The organism is Janibacter terrae, assembly GCF_039636765.1.
GTDB classification, from domain to species: Bacteria; Actinomycetota; Actinomycetes; order Actinomycetales; family Dermatophilaceae; genus Janibacter; species Janibacter terrae.
The window spans coordinates 2754818-2774566 of record NZ_CP144167.1 but is presented as its reverse complement, the minus strand read 5'-3'; the positions used below and the strand labels follow the sequence as shown (position 1 = coordinate 2774566).

Annotated in this window: 19 protein-coding genes and 2 tRNA genes; 15 read left to right on the top strand and 6 right to left on the bottom strand. The window is 71.6% G+C overall.

Annotation, left to right across the window (positions count from 1 at the left end):
• Positions 1 to 9 precede the first annotated feature (9 nt).
• The 3 genes from V3C34_RS13700 to trmB all read left to right on the top strand — a co-directional run bounded on the left by V3C34_RS13700 (position 10) and on the right by trmB (position 2484).
• Positions 10 to 477 carry a ribose-5-phosphate isomerase gene (locus tag V3C34_RS13700; RefSeq protein WP_068322679.1) on the top strand — a complete coding sequence of 156 codons (468 nt, stop codon included), beginning with the start codon at positions 10 to 12 and terminating at the stop codon, positions 475 to 477.
• Between the two features lie 149 nt (positions 478 to 626).
• On the top strand, positions 627 to 1706 hold the full coding sequence (locus V3C34_RS13695) for a PP2C family protein-serine/threonine phosphatase (RefSeq protein ID WP_345913732.1): 1080 nt from the start codon (positions 627 to 629) through the stop codon (positions 1704 to 1706).
• 58 nt (positions 1707 to 1764) lie between these two features.
• Positions 1765 to 2484, top strand: a complete 720-nt coding sequence (gene trmB / locus V3C34_RS13690; RefSeq protein WP_345913731.1) for a tRNA (guanosine(46)-N7)-methyltransferase TrmB — start codon at positions 1765 to 1767, stop codon at positions 2482 to 2484.
• Positions 2485 to 2520: 36 nt separating this feature from the next.
• Here the strand turns inward: trmB and V3C34_RS13685 are convergent, their stop codons facing one another.
• The 5 genes from V3C34_RS13685 to V3C34_RS13665 form a co-directional block, all read right to left on the bottom strand.
• The gene (locus V3C34_RS13685; protein ID WP_345913730.1) at positions 2521 to 3093 is read right to left on the bottom strand and encodes an AMIN-like domain-containing (lipo)protein; all 573 of its coding nucleotides are present in this window, start codon (positions 3091 to 3093) and stop codon (positions 2521 to 2523) included.
• 97 nt (positions 3094 to 3190) lie between these two features.
• A complete protein-coding gene (gene efeB, locus V3C34_RS13680; protein WP_346007399.1) occupies positions 3191 to 4465 on the bottom strand; it encodes an iron uptake transporter deferrochelatase/peroxidase subunit in 1275 nt (424 codons plus the stop codon).
• Between the two features lie 2 nt (positions 4466 to 4467).
• Positions 4468 to 5628, bottom strand: coding sequence for an iron uptake system protein EfeO (gene efeO, locus V3C34_RS13675; protein ID WP_346007398.1), 1161 nt, complete (start codon positions 5626 to 5628; stop codon positions 4468 to 4470).
• A gap of 37 nt (positions 5629 to 5665) precedes the next feature.
• Positions 5666 to 5956, bottom strand: coding sequence for a hypothetical protein (locus V3C34_RS13670; RefSeq protein WP_346007397.1), 291 nt, complete (start codon positions 5954 to 5956; stop codon positions 5666 to 5668).
• A 78-nt stretch (positions 5957 to 6034) separates the two neighbouring features.
• Positions 6035 to 6105 (bottom strand) — tRNA-Gly (locus V3C34_RS13665).
• A gap of 93 nt (positions 6106 to 6198) precedes the next feature.
• Here V3C34_RS13665 and V3C34_RS13660 point away from each other — a divergent pair.
• From V3C34_RS13660 to V3C34_RS13605, 12 genes are all read left to right on the top strand, one after another.
• Positions 6199 to 6272 (top strand) — tRNA-Pro (locus V3C34_RS13660).
• A 153-nt stretch (positions 6273 to 6425) separates the two neighbouring features.
• Complete coding sequence (gene tig, locus V3C34_RS13655; protein ID WP_346007396.1) at positions 6426 to 7781, top strand: trigger factor; 1356 nt, start codon at positions 6426 to 6428, stop codon at positions 7779 to 7781.
• 83 nt (positions 7782 to 7864) lie between these two features.
• Positions 7865 to 9121 carry an MFS transporter gene (locus V3C34_RS13650; protein WP_082817114.1) on the top strand — a complete coding sequence of 419 codons (1257 nt, stop codon included), beginning with the start codon at positions 7865 to 7867 and terminating at the stop codon, positions 9119 to 9121.
• The gene (locus V3C34_RS13645; protein WP_345913724.1) at positions 9118 to 9834 is read left to right on the top strand and encodes a PaaI family thioesterase; all 717 of its coding nucleotides are present in this window, start codon (positions 9118 to 9120) and stop codon (positions 9832 to 9834) included. The genes V3C34_RS13650 and V3C34_RS13645 overlap by 4 nt, the downstream gene beginning before the upstream one ends.
• Before the next feature lie 10 nt (positions 9835 to 9844).
• The gene (gene treS, locus V3C34_RS13640) at positions 9845 to 12112 is read left to right on the top strand and encodes a maltose alpha-D-glucosyltransferase (protein ID WP_346007395.1); all 2268 of its coding nucleotides are present in this window, start codon (positions 9845 to 9847) and stop codon (positions 12110 to 12112) included.
• Positions 12109 to 12234: a hypothetical protein gene (locus V3C34_RS13635; protein ID WP_255218237.1), complete on the top strand. Its 126-nt coding sequence runs from the start codon at positions 12109 to 12111 to the stop codon at positions 12232 to 12234. The genes treS and V3C34_RS13635 overlap by 4 nt, the downstream gene beginning before the upstream one ends.
• Before the next feature lie 173 nt (positions 12235 to 12407).
• Complete coding sequence (locus tag V3C34_RS13630) at positions 12408 to 12989, top strand: ATP-dependent Clp protease proteolytic subunit (protein WP_068323429.1); 582 nt, start codon at positions 12408 to 12410, stop codon at positions 12987 to 12989.
• 30 nt (positions 12990 to 13019) lie between these two features.
• Positions 13020 to 13694, top strand: a complete 675-nt coding sequence (locus V3C34_RS13625; protein ID WP_068322703.1) for an ATP-dependent Clp protease proteolytic subunit — start codon at positions 13020 to 13022, stop codon at positions 13692 to 13694.
• Positions 13695 to 13799: 105 nt separating this feature from the next.
• The gene (locus tag V3C34_RS13620) at positions 13800 to 14378 is read left to right on the top strand and encodes a hypothetical protein (RefSeq protein WP_169701819.1); all 579 of its coding nucleotides are present in this window, start codon (positions 13800 to 13802) and stop codon (positions 14376 to 14378) included.
• 21 nt (positions 14379 to 14399) lie between these two features.
• Positions 14400 to 14942 (top strand): hypothetical protein, encoded by a 543-nt coding sequence (locus V3C34_RS13615; RefSeq protein WP_338537847.1) that lies wholly within the window; start codon positions 14400 to 14402, stop codon positions 14940 to 14942.
• Between the two features lie 134 nt (positions 14943 to 15076).
• Positions 15077 to 16354 (top strand): ATP-dependent Clp protease ATP-binding subunit ClpX, encoded by a 1278-nt coding sequence (clpX, locus tag V3C34_RS13610; protein WP_068322710.1) that lies wholly within the window; start codon positions 15077 to 15079, stop codon positions 16352 to 16354.
• 13 nt (positions 16355 to 16367) lie between these two features.
• Positions 16368 to 17087 carry a hypothetical protein gene (locus V3C34_RS13605; protein ID WP_068322713.1) on the top strand — a complete coding sequence of 240 codons (720 nt, stop codon included), beginning with the start codon at positions 16368 to 16370 and terminating at the stop codon, positions 17085 to 17087.
• A 12-nt stretch (positions 17088 to 17099) separates the two neighbouring features.
• Here the strand turns inward: V3C34_RS13605 and valS are convergent, their stop codons facing one another.
• Positions 17100 to 19730, bottom strand: a complete 2631-nt coding sequence (gene valS / locus V3C34_RS13600) for a valine--tRNA ligase (RefSeq protein ID WP_346007394.1) — start codon at positions 19728 to 19730, stop codon at positions 17100 to 17102.
• Between the last annotated feature and the right edge of the window lie 19 nt (positions 19731 to 19749).

Below are 19749 nucleotides of genomic sequence, written 5' to 3'. Positions count from 1 at the left end.
GGCACTGACGTGCGCGTCCACATCGGCGGTGACCATGCCGCCTTCGAGCTCCACCAGGAGCTGCTGACCTTCCTCGCGGACGAGGGCCACGAGGTCACCGACCACGGGCCCTTCGAGTACGACGCCGTCGACGACTACCCGGTCTTCGTCATCCGCACCGCGCAGGCCGTGGCGGCCGACCCGGGCAGCCGCGGGATCGTCCTCGGCGGCTCCGGCAACGGGGAGCAGATGGCGGCCAACAAGGTCGCCGGCATCCGGGCGGCCCTGTGCTACGACGCGGAGCTGGCCCGGCTCGCCCGCGAGCACAACGACGCCCAGGTCATCTCGATGGGCGGGCGCATGCAGTCCGTCGAGGAGTCCAAGGAGATGGTGCGCGTCTTCCTGGCCACCGAGTTCACCGGTGAGGAGCGCCACCAGCGCCGCATCGACATGGTGAGCGCCTTCGAGGCCGACGGGACCCTGCCGCCCCTGCCGTGACCGATCACCTAGCACCACAACGCTCCTCGCGGGGCGCGTGGTTGGTATCCGATCGGTCACAACACTTCACACGCGGGTAACTTGGTGCTTATGGTGCGGACACGGCCTCATGAGGTGGCCGTGCAGCCCGACCGGGGGAGAAGCACAGCTTGTCAGCCATCCTGCCCAACCGGTTCCCCGCGTGGACCGAGCGTCACTGGTTGCCGCGGGTCGCGCCCTCCCTCGACCGTGCGCACCTGCTCACCGTCATCCTGTGCAGCGTCTTCGCGATCGTCGTGGCGCACGAGCTGTGGGCGATCCCGCTCGTCACCCTGCTGCCACCCGTGCTCCTCGCGACGGCCCTGTGCACGATCCGCGAGGTCCAGCTCGTCTTCGTCGTCGTCCTGGCGTACGCCCTGTGGGCGACCGTGATCGCGGGCGAGGGCCTGGCCCGGCAGCTGCCCTTCCTCGTCTCGCTCGCCCTGATGTACGTGCTCGCCGCCTCCCGGTCCCACCACGGGGCGGCGACCTTCGCTGGTGACCGCATGCTCGGCGACCTGCGCAGCCGCCTGCACGGCATGGGGGAGATCCGTGAGCTGCCCTGCGGCTGGCACGCCGAGCGCTCCTTCGCGACGGCGCACGACCACGCCTTCGCGGGCGACTTCAACGTCTCCTCGGTCAGCCGTTGCGGCGAGAGCCTCGAGATGGTCCTCGTCGACGTCAGCGGCAAGGGGCAGGGCGCGGGTACCCGGGCGCTCGTGCTCGCCGGCGCCCTCGGCGGCGTGCTCGGCTCGGCCGCGCCCCAGCGGGTGCTGCCCATGGCCAACGACTTCCTCGAGCGCGAGGACTGGGACGAGGGCTTCGCCACCGCGGTGCACGTCCACCTCGACATGGTCACCGGCGAAGCGAACGTCGCGTCCGCCGGCCACCCGCCAGCCATGCACTACGACGCCGGGTGCGGTCGCTGGCGCCCCCTCGACGAGGCGCGCGGCCCGGCCCTCGGCCTCCAGCCCGGCGCCGAGTACCCGTCCTCGCGCACGGTCCTCCAGCGCGGCGACGCCTTGCTCGTGTACACCGACGGGATCATCGAGTCCCGTGCCCGCGACCTCGACGACGGCATCGACTGGATGCTCGGCCAGGCCGAGGCCCATCTCTCGCAGGGCTTCTCCGGCCTGGCGCAGCGACTCGTCAAGCAGGGCCGGGCGGGTCTCGAGGACGACCGCGCGGCCGTGCTCATCTGGCGGGACTGACTGCCGGGGCGGGCCTGCGCCACCTGGGCGTGGCCCGACGGCTCGTATCCTTGCGGCCGTGACCTCCTCCGAGCCCGACCCGCACAAGCAGCCCCTGACCGACACCCCGCTCGCCGCGGACGGCCGTCACCGGGCGACGGTGCGCACCTTCACCCCCCGGTGGCGGATGTCGCCGCGCGTCGAAGGGCTGATGGAGCGGCTCCTGCCGCGCTACGCCGTCCCCACGATGCCGCTCGACCCGGTGGCGGTCTTCGGCCGTGACGTCCCGGTCGTCCTCGAGATCGGCTCCGGCTACGGCGAGTCCGCCGTCGCGTACGCGCGGGAGCACCCCGAGCACGGGGTCATCGCGGCCGAGGTCCACGTGCCCGGCGTCGCAGCGATGATGGACAAGGCCGAGCGCGAGGGCCTGGGCAACCTGCGCACCTTCCGCGGGGACGCGATCGAGTACCTCCTGCAGTGCGTCGGCCCCGACCAGCTCGAGGCCGTGCACCTCTTCTTCCCCGACCCCTGGCCGAAGGCCCGCCACGCGAAGCGGCGCTTCGTGCAGCAGGACACGATCGACATGGTCCTGGAGCGGCTGCGACCCGGCGGCCACCTGCTCGTCGCGACCGACCACGCCGGCTACGCCGAGCACGTGCGCGACCAGCTCGCGCGGCACCCGGGCGTCTCGGTGGTCGAAGGGGAGCGCCCGGCCTGGCGCCCGACCGCCGGCTTCGAGGACAAGGGCACGGCGGCCGGCCGGGAGATCCACGAGTTCCGGGTCACGGCGAGCGCCTGACCCGCAGCCCGCCCACCTCCCGACCGGCGCTCCGCGTCACCACCGGTGCGCGACGTCGATCACCAGACGGGCGTCGGCGCCCGGCCCGTCGAGCGCGAAGGCGCGTACGGGCAGCCTGGCCCGGGTCCCCAGACCGATCGTCGACTGACCCTCGAAGCTGCCGGCCCAGGCCACCTGGCGGAAGGTCCGGTACCCCGAGGTGTCGACCAGCTCCCGGCGGTTGGCCGGGCGGTAGGTGCTCCGGCCGTCCTCGTCGTAGGCGGGGGTCCGCACGACGATCTGCAGGTCCGCGCCGCCGCGGAGCGGGACGAGCCGGCCGCTGCCGTCCTCGCGGACGGCGCTGACGTAGCGCACGTCGTAGGCCAGGTCGTGCCGCGGGCGGTCGATGTCGATGACGAGCCGGTCGTAGCAGGTGTGCCGACCGGAGCGCACGTCGTCGAGCGTGCCGAGGCTGTGGCCCCAGCCGCTGACCTTCGCCGTGGATCCCCACCGGATGCCGCAGTAGGGGGAACTGGCCGCGGGGGTCGCGGCGGGGGCCGCGAGCAAGAGGGCTCCCGCCGCGGCGACGGACCCGATGCCGGCCCGTCCGATGATCTTGCGCACGTGCATGACGCCTTCTCCTCCGATAGGCGGGCTCGCACCCGCTCGATGTGACGTGGATCACCTCACGTGGGGCCAGACGCGCGGAGGGGGCGTGCGGTTGCGCTCAGTCGAGGAGATCTTGTCCGACGTACTGGCCGGGGCCGGCGCCGGGCGGGACGGCGAAGAGCGCGGAGCCGGTGAACCTCAGGTACTCCATCATCGCGTCGTGCTTGGCCATGGCGGTCTGCATGGGGACGAACTGCGTCGCGGGGTCACGCACGTAGGCGAGGAAGAACAGCCCGGCGTCGAGCGAGCCGAGGTCGGTGGACCCGTCGACGAAGTTGTAACCGCGCCGCAGCAGGCGAGCCCCGTCGTTGTGGCTCGGGTGGACGACGGCGACGTGGGAGTCCTTCGGCACGAGCGGCCCGCCGCGACCGGGCAGGGTGAAGTCGGGGTCGTCGTGCTCGGTGCCGCCGGAGAGCGGCGCCCCGCTGGCCTTGGTGCGCCCGATGATCCCCTCCTGGTCGCCGAGGCCCTGACGGTCCCACGTCTCGATCGTCATGTTGATCCGACGCACGACGAGGTAGGAGCCACCGGCGAGCCAGTCCCCGCCGTCGTCCTCGGGCTGGACCCACACGTGCTCCTGGAGGGCGGCGCCCTCGTCGGCGAGGACGTTCTTGGTCCCGTCCTTGAAGCCGAAGAGGTTGCGCGGGGTCTCCTGCCCGCTCGTCGTGCTCGACGTGCGGCCGAAGCCCAGCTGCGACCAACGGACTGCCACCGTGCCGAACCCGACGCGGGCCAGGTTGCGGATCGCGTGGACCGCGACCTGCGGGTCGTCGGCGCAGGCCTGGATGCACAGGTCGCCGTTGCTGCGCGCCGGGTCGAGGACGTCGCCGGGGAAGTGGGGCAGGGGCTCGAGCGACGCGGGTCGCCGGTCGGCCAGGCCGAAGCGGTCCGCGCCGTCCTCGTCGACGAAGAGCCCCGGCCCGAACCCGAAGGTGATGCTCAGGCGTGCGGGCGGCAGCCCGATCGCCTCGCCCGTGTCGTCCGGCGGGAGCCGGTAGTCACCCTCGACGGGCCCGACCGATCCCGCGGGGCCACCGGCCATCATCCGCTCGGCGGCCTCGGTCCACTCCTTGAGGAGCGAGACCAGGCGTGCGCGCGAGGTCGTCGTGATGTCGAAGGCGGCGAAGTGCAGACGGTCCTGCACCGGTGTCGTGATGCCGGGCTGGTGCCTCCCCCGCAGGGCGAAGGGGGACTCGCTCGCCCCCTTCGTCGGCTCCGCGGCCGTGGCCCGGCCCGCGCCGAAGCCCCCGACGACACCCGCGGCGGCCGCGACCGCGCCGGTGCCGAGCATCGCGCGGCGGGAGGGCGGGCGGTGCTGCTGCTCCTCGCCCATCCTCAGACGACCGCCGCAGTGAGCTTGGAGAGGGGCTCGGACAGGGCGTTGACCGCGTCGGAGAGCTCCTTGACCTCGGCCGTGCTCAGGTCGGTGTAGAGGACGAAGCCGTCGCCCTCCGCGTGCTGGTCGAGCAGCTGCTGCAGCTCCTCGAAACGGCTGTCGAGCTGGGTGGCCAGCTCGGTGTCGCCGTTCGCGACGAGGACCGGGCGGACGCCGTCGTAGCCGACCCTGGCGCCGTCGACGTTGGCCTGGAAGTCCCACAGGTCGGTGTGCGACCAGGCCTCCTCCTCACCGGTGACCTTGCCCGTCGCGACCTCCTCGAGCAGTCCGCGGGAGCCGTTGGCGATCTGGTCGATGGTGAACGACATCTTCTGGATCCGCGCGTCGAGGGTCCTCGTGTTCTCCAGCAGGTCGTCGCCGTAGGTGGTCCGCTCGGCGTCCGTGAGGGGGGTGTAGCCCTTCGCCTCCTGCGGCCACAGGTCCTTCTCGATGCGGTGCCAGCCGGTCCACCGCTGGCCGGGCTCGAGGTCGGCCTCGCGGGCGTCCATCTTGGGGTCGAGGTCACCGAAGGACTCGGCGACGGTCTCGATGCGCTCCCAGTGGACCCGGGCGCGCGCGTACAGGTCGCGTGCCTCCTCGTCCTTGCCGGCCCGGTAGAGGGCGACGAACTGCTTCGTCTTCGTGAGCAGCTGGTCGGACTGGTCCTTGACGTACGCGGTGTAGTTCTTCTCGGCCTGCGCGATGCTCGCCCGGTCTCCGGCCGCCACCGGACCGTCCGTGGACCTCGCGACGGTGAAGTCGGCGCGGATGCCCTCGCCGACCATCCCCGGCTTGCAGGCCGTCGTGTAGGTGCCCGCCGGCACGGTGACGACGAGGTCGCGGGAGAGATTGGGCCCGATGTTCTCCACCTCGCCGACGACGCGCAGGCCGTCCTCCCCGAGCAGGTAGAACTCGGTGGCCCTGGTCCCGGCGTTCTTGACGGTGAAGGTCAACGGTCCCTCGGGTACGTCGGCCGTGGAGACCTCGCACGCGTTGTCGGTGGAGGTCACCGAGATCGTGCGCTCGTCCCCCTTCGCGCCATCGGTGGAGGGTGGGCCGGCAGTGCACGCGGCGAGGCCGGCGGTGAGCAGGAGTGCAGCGGCGACGGGACGACGGGTCATCGGTGGGATCCTCACGAAGGGGGTGGTGGCGGGTGGGTCAGGCTGCGGGGAGGCTCGCCCGCGGGGCGGGCCCGGCGGCCGTGCGGCGGCGGGCGCCGCGCAGGAAGGGGGCGAGGACGGGGACCACGAAGGCGACCCGGGCGAGCGCCTGCAGCACCGTCGTGCGCGGCGCGAAGCTGGGGACGCCCCTGAGTGGCGTGGGGTACCAGGTGCTGGCGTCGATGACGTCGGAGACGTCGAAGACGTCGAAGGCGGGCGTGCTCAGCCCGCCTGCCCAGACGTGGGGGAGGAGGTGGCGGTCGGTCCTGACGAGGTGGCTGGCGAGCACGAGGAGCACTGTACTGCTGGTTTGGTGAGCCTAGCCTTACTTCTCGTCGATCGTCTGGCGACGTGGGAAGGCACTCGGAGCGGGCGACGGGAATCGAACCCGCGTAGCCAGTTTGGAAGACTGGGGCTCTACCATTGAGCTACGCCCGCGCGCTCGGCCACCAGCCGGCCTGCGCCGCAAGGGTGGATGAGCAGGGGTTAGCCTAGTGCCCGCTCGCGTCCCGATCCCAATCGGCACGCGCACGGGGTATGGCGCAGGTTGGTAGCGCGTCCGCTTTGGGAGCGGAAGGTCGTCGGTTCGAATCCGGCTACCCCGACCGCGCATTCGGCGTGGGGCCGGGCACCGGATACAGTGGGTCCTCGTGTCCCGGGTCACCGGGACGGTGCGTGCGCGCCGCAGGGCCGGTCCGACCGGCCCGAGGGCCTGCGCCCAACCCCCGTCGTCGTCCAGAACGTGTGGAGTGCCTGCAGTGAAGAGTGCCGTCGAGAACCTCAGCCCGACCCGGGTCAAGCTGACCGTCGAGGTCCCGAGCGAGGAGCTCCAGCCGCACGTCGACGCGGCCCTGAAGTCGATCGGGAGCCAGATCCAGGTCCCCGGGTTCCGCGCGGGCAAGGTGCCTGCTCGCATCATCGAGCAGCGCGTCGGCAAGGGCGCCGTCCTCCAGGAGGCCGTCAACGAGGCCCTCCCCGAGTTCTTCGGCAAGGCCGTCGACGAGACCGGCGTCAGCCCGATCGGTCAGCCCGAGGTCGACATCACCCAGGTGCCGATGGCCGACGGCGAGCAGCTCGAGTTCACCGTCGAGGTCGACGTCCGGCCCGAGATCACGCTGCCCGACTACGACGGCATCGAGATCCAGGTCGACAACCTCGAGGTGACCGACGCCGACGTCGAGGCCAAGATCACCGAGCTGCGTGAGCGCTTCGGCACCCTCGTGGGCGTCGAGCGGGCCGCCGAGACCGGCGACTTCGTCTCCATCGACCTCAAGGCCGACATCGACGGCGAGGAGATCGACTCCGTCGAGGGCGTCTCCTACGAGATCGGCTCCGGCAACATGCTCGAGGGCCTCGACGACGCGCTCGTCGGCATGGCCAAGGGCGAGACCAAGGACTTCACCGCGCCCCTCGCCGGTGGCGACCAGGCCGGCCGTGAGGCCAGCTGCACCGTGACCGTCCAGTCGGTCAAGGTCCGCGAGCTGCCCGAGGTCGACGACGACTTCGCCCAGATGGCCAGCGAGTTCGACACCGCCGAGGAGCTGCGCGCGGACCTCGCCCAGCAGGCCGAGCAGGCCAAGAAGTTCGAGCAGGGCATCCAGGCCCGCGACAAGGTCCTCGACCACCTCCTCGACAACACCGAGATCCCGCTGCCCGAGGGCATCGTGGAGGCCGAGATCCACCAGCACCTCGAGCAGGAGGGTCGTCTCGAGGACGACACCCACCGCGCCGAGGTCGACGAGTCGACGCGCAAGACGCTCACGACCCAGTTCCTCCTGGACGCCCTCGCCGAGGCCGAGGAGATCGAGGTCGGCCAGCCCGAGCTCATCGAGTACCTCATCATGCAGTCGCAGCAGTACGGCATGGACCCCAACCAGTTCGCCCAGCTGCTCGACCAGCAGGGTCAGGTCGAGTCGATGGTGTCCGAGGTGGCCCGCCGCAAGGCGCTCGCCGCGGCCCTGGACAAGGCCAAGATCGTCGACGCCGACGGCAACGAGATCAACCTCGACGACATCGTCCCCGAGTCCGAGCGCGTCTCCGACGTCGAGGACCTCGCCGGTGACGAGGACGAGACCGAGGCGGCCGAGCCGGAGCGCGCCGACGAGCAGGCCTGAGCCCCAGCACCCCTGACGAAGGGGGGCCACCACCGGATCACCGGTGGTGGCCCCCCTTCGTCCGTCCCCCAGGAGCCCACCCGATGACCTCCGCCTCCGCGACGACGGCCCGCAACGCCGTGCTGGCGACCTTCGCCGTGAGCGGGTTCGCGTTCGCCTCGTGGGCGGCGCGCATCCCGACGATCCGCGGGCAGCTCGACCTCACGCCGGGCGAGCTCGGTCGCACCCTGCTCGTGGGCGCGCTCGGGTCGGTGGTCTCGCTGCCCTTCGCCGGGCGCGTCATCACCCGGGTGGGCGCCGCACGCACGGTGATGATCGGCGTGGTCACCGTGGCGGTCGGCCTGCTCGCGCTCGGTGCCGCGGTCGACGTCCTCGGGCACCTCGCCCTGACCGCTGCGGCGATCTTCGTCGTCGCCGTCGGCATCTCGTTGTGGGACGTCGCGATGAACCACGAGGGCGCCGCCGTCGAGCAGCGGCTCGGGCGCACGATGATGCCGGTCTTCCACGCCTGCTTCTCCGGTGGCACGGTGCTCGGCGCCCTCGTCGCGGCGGGGGTGATCCGCGTCGGGCTGCCCGTCGTGGGTCACCTCGCGGCCGCGGCCGCCGTCGCCCTCGTCGTCGGCCTGTGGGTGCCGCGCGGCTTCCTCGCGCGCGACCTCGAGGTCGGGGGCGGCGCGGGCGTCACCGAGCGGCCCGGCAGCGCGTGGCTCGAGCCGCGCACCCTGGTCATCGGTGTCGTCGTCCTCGTCGCGGCCCTCACCGAGGGCACCGCCAACGACTGGATCGCGCTCGCGGTGACCGAGGGGCACGACCAGCCGGAGGAGGTCGGGGTCCTCGCATTCGCGACCTTCCTCGCGGCCATGACGGCCGGCCGGCTCCTCGGCGTCCGGGTGCTCGACCGCTTCGGCCGCGTCCCGGTCCTGCGGGTGCTCTTCGGGCTCGCCGTCGTCGGCTCGCTGCTCGTCGTGCTCGGCGGCACGGTGACGGCCTTCGTCGGGGTCGTGCTGTGGGGCGTCGGCGCCAGCCTCGGCTTCCCGACGGGGATGAGCGCGGCCGCCGACGACCCCGCCCGCGCGGCCGCCCGGCTGTCCGTCGTCTCGACGATCGGCTACCTCGCCTTCATCGTCGGGCCGCCGCTGCTCGGCCTGCTCGGGGACCACGTCGGCGTGCTGCGCTCGCTGCTGCTCGTCGGCGTCCTCGCCGTGCCCGCGCTGCTCGCCGTCCCGGCCGTGCGCGAGCGGGCCCCCCGGGACGCCGGGCACGCCGACCTGAATCCGCATTACCCTAGGGCAATGCGGTTGAACGAGTGTTCAACCCGGCCCCCCGAGGAGGACGCATGACCGACGGAGCCTTCGTCTCCCCCTTCGCCGTCGAGGACCCACAGGCCCTCGCCGCGACCGAGCGCGCCCAGGGTGGTCTCGCCCGCAGCATCGCCCGGCTCGTCGACGCCTGCGTGCGCACCCGCGTCGACGACGCGACGCTCGGCACGACCGCCGAGGCGGTCGACGCACTGACCGCGCGCCTCCTCGAGGTCGCCCAGGACGGGCCGCTCGGCATCGAGACCTCGAGCGACGGTCGGCTGCGTGACCATGCCAACCCCATGGTCGGCCTGCGCAACCCGCTCGCCCCGCCGCTGCTCGTGACCGGTGACGACGAGGGCACGACGACCTGCACGTTCACCCTCGGTGCGGCCTACGAGGGGCCGCCGGGGTGCGTCCACGGGGGCATCGTCGCCGCCGTCCTCGACCAGGTCGCCGGCTCGGTGCCCGCCCGGCTGGGCAGGCCGGGTCTCACCGCCTACCTGAGCACGATCTACCGGCGCCCCACCCTCCTCGGTCACGAGCACGTCTGCCGGGCACGGGTCGATCGCGTCGACGGGTGGAAGACCTTCGTCCGCGGCGAGATCCGCGACGGCCAGGACCGGGTGACCGCCGAGGTCGAGGCGCTCTTCGTCGTGCCGCGCTGGGCCCGGGAGCACCTCGCGCCCCCGACCGGCGACGCGATCGACGTCCCCTCCACGGTCGACGCGGCGAAGGGGGACACCACGCCGTAGCGTGGTCGTCATGACTGACTCCGACGACGTCCTGCCCGACCCCGTGCCGGGCGTGGACCAGCCCGAGGCGCTCGAGGTCGAGGTGCCGGGTGCGCCCAACTTCGCGGACATCTTCTACCCCGCCCGTCCCAGGGCACTGCGGCCCAGGGCCCGGCTCCGACCGCAGGGTGCACCCTCGGCGGCGCAGGTGCGCTCGGGCGAGCCGGTCGGCTCCAACCCCGTCTACGTGGAGTGGCTGCGGGGCCAGTCGATGCTCCAGGACGCCAAGGAGATCGCCGGTCAGTTCACCGGTATCGGGGCGATGTGGCAGAACCCCTTCGCCCACCCCGACCCGCGCGCCGCGGTGCAGACGGCCTCGGTGTGGTTCACCGCCTACCCGATCTCGATGATCACCCGGCCCGGTCGGTCCTTCCTCGCCTCGCTGGCCGACCCGCGGCTGTGGGAGACCTTCCAGCGCATCGGGATCCAGGCGCTGCACACCGGACCGGTCAAGCGGGCCGGCGGCCTGTCGGGGTGGAACCCCACGCCGAGCGTCGACGGGCACTTCGACCGCGTCGGCACGCACATCGACGAGCTCTTCGGCAGCGAGGACGACTACCGGCGCATGTGCGAGGTCGCGGCCCAGCACGAGGGGACCGTCATCGACGACATCGTCCCGGGGCACACCGGGAAGGGAGCCGACTTCCGCCTGGCCGAGCTCGGCGTCGACGACTACCCCGGGATCTACCACATGGTCGCGATCCCGCAGGAGGAGTGGCACCTGCTGCCGGACGTGCCCGAGGGCCGCGACTCGGTCAACCTCGACGAGGCGGCCGAGGCGGCACTCGCCGAGGCCGGCCACATCATCGGCGAGCTGCAGCGGGTGATCTTCCACGTGCCCGGTCTGAAGGACACCAACTGGTCGGCGACCGCCCCGGTGACCGGTCCCGACGGGGTGACGCGGCGCTGGGTCTACCTGCACTACTTCAAGGAGGGGCAGCCCTCGATCAACTGGCTCGACCCCACCTTCGCCGGGATGCGGCTGGTCATCGGTGACGCCCTGCACAGCCTCGGCGACCTCGGGTCAGGGGGTTTGCGGCTGGACGCCAACGGCTTCCTCGGGGTCGAGCGCACCCTCGACGTCGGCCCGGCCTGGTCCGAGGGCCACCCGCTCTCGGAGGCCGCCAACCAGCTCATCGGGTCGATGGTGCGCAAGGTCGGCGGGTTCACCTTCCAGGAGCTCAACCTCTCGATCGAGGACATCCGCGACACCGCGGCCGGGGGTGCCGACCTGTCGTACGACTTCGTCAACCGGCCCGCGTACCACCACGCGCTCGCGACCGGGGACACCGAGTTCCTGCGCCTGACGCTGCGCCAGGCGATGGAGCTCGGCGTCGACGCGGCGGGGCTGGTCCACGCCCTGCAGAACCACGACGAGATGACCTACGAGCTGGTCCACTTCGCCAGCCGCCACCGCGAGGACGAGTTCACCTTCCGCGGGGAGGCGACGACGGGTGAGGAGCTCGCCGCGACGATCCGGCAGGAGCTCACCGACGCCCTGACCGGCGAGGCCGCCCCCTACAACCTCGTCTTCACGACCAACGGGATCGCCTCCACGACCGCATCGGTGGCGGCCGCGGCCCTCGGGCTGCGCGACCTCGACGCACTCACCGAGGAGGACGTCGAGCGGGTGCGACGCGCCCACCTGCTCCTTGCGATGTTCAACGCGCTCCAGCCCGGGGTCTTCGCCCTGTCGGGGTGGGACCTCGTCGGGGCGCTGCCCGTCCCCGCGGACGAGATCGAGCCGCTGCTGCGAAGGGGGGACACGCGCTGGATCCACCGTCCCGCCTACGACCTGCTCGACGTCGACCCCGGCGCGACCGGCTCGGCCTCCGGGATGCCGCGCGCCCGGACCCTCTACGGCTCGATCGAGGCGCAGCTGGAGGACCCGACCTCCTTCGTCAGCCGACTCAAGGACATGCTGCACCTGAGGGGCTACTTCGGTCTCGCGACGACGCGTCAGGTCGACGTCCCCGACGTCGCGCACCCGGCGATGCTGGTGATGGTCCACGACTACGAGCTCGTGCCGGGTCAGGGGCAGGTCACGGTCCTCAACTTCTCCGCGGAGCCGGTGAGCGGCACCGTCATCAGCGAGCACCTGCCGCCGGGGTCGTGCCTGATGGACATGGGCGACGGCTCGACCTTCGGCGAGGTGGACCAGCTCCACGGCTTCCACGTCGAGCTCGAGGGCCACGCCGGGCTCTCGCTGCTCGTCACCCCGCCCAAGGAGCAGTCGTGAGCGAGCGGCCCCGGGTGCGCGTCCGACCCCTCGGCGGCGCCGTGGGCTGCCTCGGCATGATCCTCTTCTCGGTGATCGCCTCGGTGGTCCTCACCGTCGTGCTCAACCTGCTCCTGCGGTGAGCGGATCGCGTTGCGCTCACGGCGAACACGTGCGGGAGCCGGGAAACATGCGCAGGGAGCGGACGTTAGGGTCAGTGAAAGTCGTGAACCACGAGAGCAACCGCCGGACGGCGGAGAAGCGAGTGAGCGTGAGCAACAGCAGCGAGATCGTCGCGGCCGGCCCGCAGGGCGGGATGGGTCTCGACGACCACATCTACCAGCGCCTCCTCAAGGAGCGCATCATCTTCCTGGGCTCGGACGTGCGTGACGACAACGCCAACGCCATCTGCGCCCAGATGCTGCTCCTCGCCGCGGAGGACCCCGGCAAGGACATCTGGCTGTACATCAACAGCCCGGGCGGGTCGATCTCCGCCGGCATGGCGATCTACGACACGATGAAGTGGATCCCCAACGACGTCGCCACCGTGGCCATGGGCCTGGCCGCCTCGATGGGCCAGTTCCTGCTCTCCGCGGGCACGCACGGCAAGCGCTACGCCACGCCGCACGCCCGGGTGATGATGCACCAGCCCTCCGGCGGCATCGGCGGCACGGCCTCGGACATCAAGATCCAGGCCGAGCAGATGCTCTTCGTCAAGACGCAGATGGCCGAGCTCATCGCCGAGCACACCGGGCAGTCCGTCGAGCAGATCCACCGGGACTCCGACCGCGACCGCTGGTTCGGTGCGGCGGAGGCCAAGGAGTACGGCTTCGTCGACCACGTCTTCGAGCGCTCCGACCAGGCCGGCCGCGGGGACGACAACCCCATCAGCGACTGAGCCCCGACCCGAGCCTTCCCAGGAGAACCCATGAACTTCGACGCACAGCTGCGCACCCACCAGCCGGGCTCGGCCCCCCTTCGCCCCGGGCCGTCCAGCCGCTACATCCTGCCCAACTTCGAGGAGCGCACCTCGTACGGCATGAAGCGGATGGACCCGTACACCAAGCTCTTCGAGGACCGCATCATCTTCCTCGGCGTGCAGGTCGACGACGCCTCCGCGGACGACATCATCGCCCAGCTGCTCGTGCTGGAGTCGCAGGAGCCCGAGCGCGACATCCTGATGTACATCAACAGCCCGGGTGGCAGCTTCACCGCCATGACGGCGATCTACGACACGATGCAGTACATCCGCCCGGACATCCAGACCTTCGTCATCGGCCAGGCGGCCTCCGCCGCAGCGGTGCTCCTCGCCGCCGGCGCCCAGGGCAAGCGCTTCGCCCTGCCCAACAGCCGCATCCTCATCCACCAGCCCGCGCTGGCCGGTGGCGAGTACGGCCAGGCCTCGGACATCGAGATCCAGGCCAACGAGGTGCTGCGGATGCGCACCTGGCTCGAGGAGACCTGGGCCAAGCACTCCGGCAAGACGGTCGAGGAGGTCCGCGAGGACATCGAGCGCGACAAGATCCTCTCGGCGCAGGAGGCCAAGGAGTACGGCCTCATCGATGAGGTGCTCACCCCGCGCAAGGCCTCGCTCGAGGACTGATCCACAGTGACGAAGGGTCCCGGACCTCCGGGGCCCTTCGTCGTGCCCGGGGGCGGATCCCGCGATGAGGTGGAACCGATGGGTGGGCGCCGACGTCGGATGAGCATGAGACGTCTGCTGACCACCCTGCTCACGGTGCTGCTGACCGTGCCGGTCCTCGTGCTCACCGCACCCGCAGCACAGGCGTGCTCGTGCGCGCAGGGCTCGCTCGAGCAGCACCTCGCCGACTCGGACCTCGTCGTCGAGGGCACCGTGACCTCGGTGCGGACCACGGGTCGGGAGCGCGCGTACACCTTCGACGTCCAGCGCTCGTGGAAGGGGCCGCGGCGCGATGTCGTGACCGTCCGCACGCGCGTGGACGGCGCGGAGTGCGGGCGCACCTACGCCGGGGGGAGGCCGCAGGTGGTCCTGGCCGTGGGCTCCGACGGCACCTGGCGGACCGACCTGTGCCGCGGCAAGGTCTTCGACGGCGGGACGCAGATCCGGGACGTGACGGCTGCACAGGTGGAGGAGGAGCTCGGTCGGGGGACCCGCTCTGGTGATGACGTCACCGAGCCGGCGGGAGACGACGCGGTCAGCGTCGGCGACCCGTCGCCGTGGCCCGGGATCGCCGTGGGTGCAGCCCTCCTCGTGCTGCTCGTCGTGGGCCGCTCCGTCCTGGGCCGACGCCGTGGGGAGCGCTGACGCCCCGTGCGACGGTTGCTGATGACGCTCCTCGCGTGCCTGCTGGCGCTGCCCGTCGCGGTGCTCACCGCGCCGGCCGCGCACGCGTGCTCGTGCGATCGTCCGGAGCGCGCGAGCGCCCTGGAGAGCGAGGTCATCGCCGAGGTCCTCGTGGAGGGCGAGGAGCGGGTCGGGCACGACCGCGTCTACGACCTGCGCGTCGTGCGCCAGTGGCACGGGTCGGGCGCCGCGTCCGTCCGGCTGACAACTGGCGCCGACGTCACGGCCTGCGGCCTGCGGCTCGTCGAGGGGGAGCGCTACCTCCTCTTCGCCCACGAGCGTGACGGCGGCGGGTGGCAGTCGAGCTGGTGCACCGCCACCTCCGGGGTCGGGGCGAAGGACGTGGTCGTGACCCGGGCCGACATCGAGGAGCGCCACGGCACCGGGACGGTGCCCGCGTCGGACCACGTCGAGAGCCACCGTGGCGGGGGGCCGGTGCCGTGGCTGCTCCTCGTAGGTCTCGCCACGGGGGTGCTCGCGCTGCTCGGTGGGTGCTGGTGGCTGCTGCGCGGGCGGAGGGGCTGAGGTGTTCCGCTGTCAGCGAAACGGGGCGACGCGCCGCGCCTGATCGTGTCCAATTGGGGGTGGAGCGACGGGCCTTTGGGTAGCGTCGTCCCCACGACCAGATCGGTCGGTGAGGTACGGAGAGGACACCTGACGTGGCACGAGTCGGAGAGAGCGGCGACCTGCTGAAGTGCTCCTTCTGCGGCAAGTCCCAGAAGCAGGTGAAGAAGCTCATCGCCGGTCCCGGCGTCTACATCTGCGACGAGTGCATCGACCTGTGCAACGAGATCATCGAGGAGGAGCTCACCGACTCCGGTGACCTCGGCCTCGACGAGCTGCCCAAGCCGCGCGAGATCTACGACTTCCTCGAGACGTACATCATCGGCCAGGACAAGGCGAAGAAGGCGCTCGCCGTCGCCGTGTACAACCACTACAAGCGGATCCAGGCCGACGACGGTGCCGCCGCCAAGCGCGACGAGGACCACGTCGACATCGCCAAGTCCAACATCCTGCTCATCGGCCCGACCGGCTGCGGCAAGACCTACCTCGCCCAGACCCTCGCGCGGATGCTCAACGTCCCCTTCGCCATCGCCGACGCGACGGCGCTGACCGAGGCCGGCTACGTCGGCGAGGACGTCGAGAACATCCTGCTCAAGCTCATCCAGGCGGCCGACTACGACACGAAGAAGGCCGAGCAGGGGATCATCTACATCGACGAGATCGACAAGGTCGCCCGCAAGTCCGAGAACCCCTCGATCACCCGTGACGTGTCCGGAGAGGGCGTGCAGCAGGCGCTGCTGAAGATCCTCGAGGGCACGACGGCCTCGGTGCCGCCGCAGGGCGGGCGCAAGCACCCGCACCAGGAGTTCATCCAGATCGACACGACCAATGTCCTCTTCATCGTCGGCGGCGCCTTCGCCGGGCTGGAGAAGATCATCGAGTCGCGCGTCGGCAAGAAGGGTCTGGGCTTCGGCTCGGAGCTGCACAAGGCGAGCGACCTCGCCGAGGCGATCACCGACGTCATGCCCGAGGACCTGATGAAGTTCGGCCTCATCCCGGAGTTCATCGGTCGCCTGCCGATCATCACGACGGTCACGCCGCTCGACCGCGAAGCCCTGGTCCAGATCCTCAGCGAGCCGAAGAACGCCCTCGTCAAGCAGTACCGCAAGATGTTCGAGATCGACGGCGTCGAGCTCCAGTTCACCGAGGACGCCCTCGAGGCCATCGCCGACTCCGCGATGGCCCGCGGCACGGGGGCCCGTGGTCTGCGCGCGATCATGGAGGAGGTCCTCCTGCCCGTCATGTTCGACACCCCGAGCGACGAGGGCATCAAGCAGATCGTGGTGAGCGCCGAGGTCGTGCGGGACAACGTCCTGCCGACGATCGTGCGCCACGAGGAGACGCCCAAGCGCAAGCACAAGCGCTCCGCCTGACGCACCTGACAGGATGGGTGGGGTGAGTCCCCCCTTCCACCTCGTGCAGGGTGCGTCCGGGCCCCGCCAGCAGAGTCCGACGACGTGCGGCGCGGCGTGCGCGACGGTGGCGCGGATGCTCGTCGACGCCCCCTTCGCCCGCTGGATCATGGCCGGTGACGGTCATCCGGTCCCCGGCGCCGAAGGGGGGGACCAGACCGAGCGGTTCGCCGCCTGGGAGCGGACGGTCCAGGCCCGGACCAACGGGTGGCGGGCGCCGGCCGGTGGCCTGCTGCTGCCCTGGCCCAAGGCGCTCGGGACGCCGCCGTGGGGCCTGCGGCACGAGCTCGAGCACGGTGCCTCGCGCGCGGGGACCCGCTACACGATGGTGCCCGTGCGCGGCCACAACGAGGAGGGGCTGCGCGCCCGGTACCGGCGTCTGGTCGACCTCGTGGTCGACGGCGAGCCGGCCGCGCTCTACGTCGGCAACCGGCTCACCCCACGCCACGTGACGCTCGTCCTGCCGGGGGACCGCAACAGGTACGTCGAGGTGTACGACCCGGCGAGCGGCCGGGTGTCGGTCCTCGACGAGGAGGCCTTCGTCGCCAAGCGACTCTCGCTCGGTGGCTGGAAGGTGCCCTGGGTGCTCGTCCAGCCGACCGGCCACCGGCGCCTGCCGGTGCGTGAGCCGGTCACCGCCGCGTGGCGGATCCCGGCCCTGGGTCCCGCAGCCCCGACGGAAGCCACGGGGTGAGGGACCTCGGCGTCAGACCTTCGGCGGCTTGACGAAGGGGATGAGCTCGACGTCGCGGAGGCTGACCTCCTCGCCCTCGGCGTAGTCGAAGGCCCCCGTGAGGCGACCGGCGCTGCGCAGGTCGCTCTCGCCCGCCCGCACGAGCTCGGCCCTCGCGGCCGGGGCGACGAGCGTCGCCGCGGTGATCTCGCTGCGCATGCCGACCTTGGCGTCGGACTTCGCCTTGCGGACCTGGCTGAGGGCCTCGCCGACGGCGCCGAGGACGGCGGCGTCTCCGCCGGCGGGCAGCTCGTCGACGGTCGGCCAGGCGGCGCGGTGCACGGAGCCCTCCTTCCACCACGACCAGACCTCTTCGGTGGCGTACGGCAGGACGGGGGCGAGGAGACGCAGCAGCGCGTCGAGCGCGAGGCGCAGGGCGGCACGCGCCGAGGCGGTACCGGCCGGGTCCTGGCCCTCGCCGCCGTGGGCGCGGTCCTTGACGAGCTCGATGTAGTCGTCGCAGAAGGTCCAGAAGAAGGTCTCGGTCACCGACAGGCTGCGGGTGTAGTCCCAGGCCTCGAAGCCGGCGGTCGCCTCGGTGACGACCTGCCGCAGCCCGGCGAGCATCGACTGGTCGAGCGGGTGGGTGACGGCTGCGGCGAGGTCGCCGTCGGCCTCGCCGAAGCCGAGCGCGAACTTGCTCGCGTTGAGCAGCTTGATCGCGAGGCGACGGCCGATCTTCATCTGGCCGGTGTCGTACGCCGCGTCGGTGCCCAGGCGCCCGGAGGCCGCCCAGTACCGCACCGCATCGGCGCTGTGCTCGACGACGACGTCCTCGGGCGTGACGACATTGCCCTTGGACTTGCTCATCTTCTTGCGGTCGGGGTCGAGGATCCACCCGGAGATCGCGGCGTTCTTCCACGGCGCGGTGCCGTGCTCGAGGTGGGCGCGCACGACGGTCGCGAAGAGCCAGGTCCGGATGATGTCGTGGGCCTGCGGGCGCACGTCCATGGGGAAGACCTTGTCGAAGAGGTCGGACTCGCCCCGCTCGGAGGCGAGCCAGTCGCCGGCGATCTGCGGCGAGAGCGACGACGTGGCCCAGGTGTCCATGACGTCCGGGTCGCCGGTGAACCCGCCCGGCTGGTCGCGCTGGTCCTCGGTGTACCCGGTGGGGACCTGGGCCATCGGGTCGATCGGCAGCTGGTCCTCGGTGGGGACGATCGGGGTGTCGTACCGCGGCTGGCCGTCGCCGTCCAGGGCGTACCAGACGGGGATCGGGATGCCGAAGAAGCGCTGGCGCGAGATGAGCCAGTCGCCGTTGAGGCCGGCGACCCAGTTCTTGTAGCGCGACCTCATGAACTCGGGGTGGAAGTCGATCTCGTCGCCGCGCGCCTGCAGCGCCAGGTTCAGCTCGGCGTCGCGGCCACCGTTGCGGATGTACCACTGGCGCGAGGTGACGATCTCGAGCGGCTTCTCGCCGCGCTCGTAGAAGTTGGCCTTGCGCTGGGTCTTCTGCGGCTCGCCCTCGAGGTCACCGGAGGCGCGCAGCGCCTCGACGACGACCTCGCGGGCGGAGTGCACGGTCTTGCCGGACATCTGCGCGAAGACCTCCGCCCCCTTCGCGCTCCCGGCAGCGGCGACCCACTGCGGGGTCTCGCCGAGGACGCGACCGGCGCGGGTGATGATCGAGCGGGTCGGCAGCTGCAGCTCGCGCCACCAGATGACGTCGGTGAGGTCACCGAAGGTGCAGCACATCGCGATGCCCGCTCCCTTGTCCATCTCGGCGGCCGGGTGGGCCACGACGGGCACCTCCACGCCGAAGATGGGGGACGTCACGCTCGAGCCGAAGAGGCCCTGGTAGCGCTCGTCGTCGGGGTGCGCGATGAGGGCGACGCAGGCGGGGAGCAGCTCGGGGCGGGTGGTCTCGATGTGGACCGGCCCGTCGGCGCCGTGGAAGGCGACGCGGTGGTAGGCGCCGGGGTAGTCGCGCGCCTCGAGCTCGGCCTGCGCGACAGCGGTCTGGAAGGTGACGTCCCACAGGCCCGGCGCCTCGGCCGTGTACGCCTCGCCGCGGGCGAGGTTGCGCAGGAAGGCGGTCTGCGCGGTCGCGCGGGAGCGGTCGTCGATCGTGCGGTACTGGATCTCCCAGTCGAGGCTGAAGCCCAGGCGCCGGAAGAGGGACTCGAAGGCCTCCTCGTCCTTGACCGTCAGCTCGTCGCACAGCTCGATGAAGTTCTGCCGGCTGACCGGGACCTGGTCGGCCGCCTTGATCGTCTTCGTCGTGCCCTCGAAGGGGGGCGTGAAGTCCGGGTCGTAGGGCAGCGAGGAGTCGCCGCGCACGCCGTAGTAGTTCTGGACCCGCTTCTCGGTCGGCAGGCCGTTGTCGTCCCAGCCGATCGGGTAGAAGACGTTGAAGCCCTGCATGCGCTTGTAGCGCGCCATGCAGTCGGTGTGCGTGTAGCTGAAGACGTGCCCCATGTGGAGGCTGCCGCTCGCCGTGGGCGGCGGCGTGTCGATGGAGAAGACCTGGTCGCGGGGCCCCTCGGGGTCGAACGCGTAGGTGCCCTGCTCGCGCCATGCGGCGCCCCAGGTGTCCTCGAGGCCGTCCAGCGAGGGACGGTCCGGGATGCGGGCGGCGTCGGGGGCAGGGGAGAGCTCGGTCATGGGCCAGATCTTCCCATTG

Bases quoted from the DNA above. Each gene is read 5' to 3' on its own strand.
- V3C34_RS13605 (WP_068322713.1), top strand. From the start codon at position 16,368: ATGGGTGGGGTGAGTCCCCCCTTCCACCTCGTGCAGGGTGCGTCCGGG.
- V3C34_RS13650 (WP_082817114.1), top strand. From the start codon at position 7,865: ATGACCTCCGCCTCCGCGACGACGGCCCGCAACGCCGTGCTGGCGACC.
- V3C34_RS13615 (WP_338537847.1), top strand. From the start codon at position 14,400: ATGACGCTCCTCGCGTGCCTGCTGGCGCTGCCCGTCGCGGTGCTCACC.
- valS (WP_346007394.1), bottom strand. From the start codon at position 19,730: ATGACCGAGCTCTCCCCTGCCCCCGACGCCGCCCGCATCCCGGACCGT.
- V3C34_RS13685 (WP_345913730.1), bottom strand. From the start codon at position 3,093: ATGCACGTGCGCAAGATCATCGGACGGGCCGGCATCGGGTCCGTCGCC.
- V3C34_RS13620 (WP_169701819.1), top strand. From the start codon at position 13,800: ATGAGACGTCTGCTGACCACCCTGCTCACGGTGCTGCTGACCGTGCCG.
- efeO (WP_346007398.1), bottom strand. From the start codon at position 5,628: ATGACCCGTCGTCCCGTCGCCGCTGCACTCCTGCTCACCGCCGGCCTC.
- V3C34_RS13645 (WP_345913724.1), top strand. From the start codon at position 9,118: ATGACCGACGGAGCCTTCGTCTCCCCCTTCGCCGTCGAGGACCCACAG.
- efeB (WP_346007399.1), bottom strand. From the start codon at position 4,465: ATGGGCGAGGAGCAGCAGCACCGCCCGCCCTCCCGCCGCGCGATGCTC.
- treS (WP_346007395.1), top strand. From the start codon at position 9,845: ATGACTGACTCCGACGACGTCCTGCCCGACCCCGTGCCGGGCGTGGAC.
- V3C34_RS13625 (WP_068322703.1), top strand. From the start codon at position 13,020: ATGAACTTCGACGCACAGCTGCGCACCCACCAGCCGGGCTCGGCCCCC.
- V3C34_RS13630 (WP_068323429.1), top strand. From the start codon at position 12,408: ATGGGTCTCGACGACCACATCTACCAGCGCCTCCTCAAGGAGCGCATC.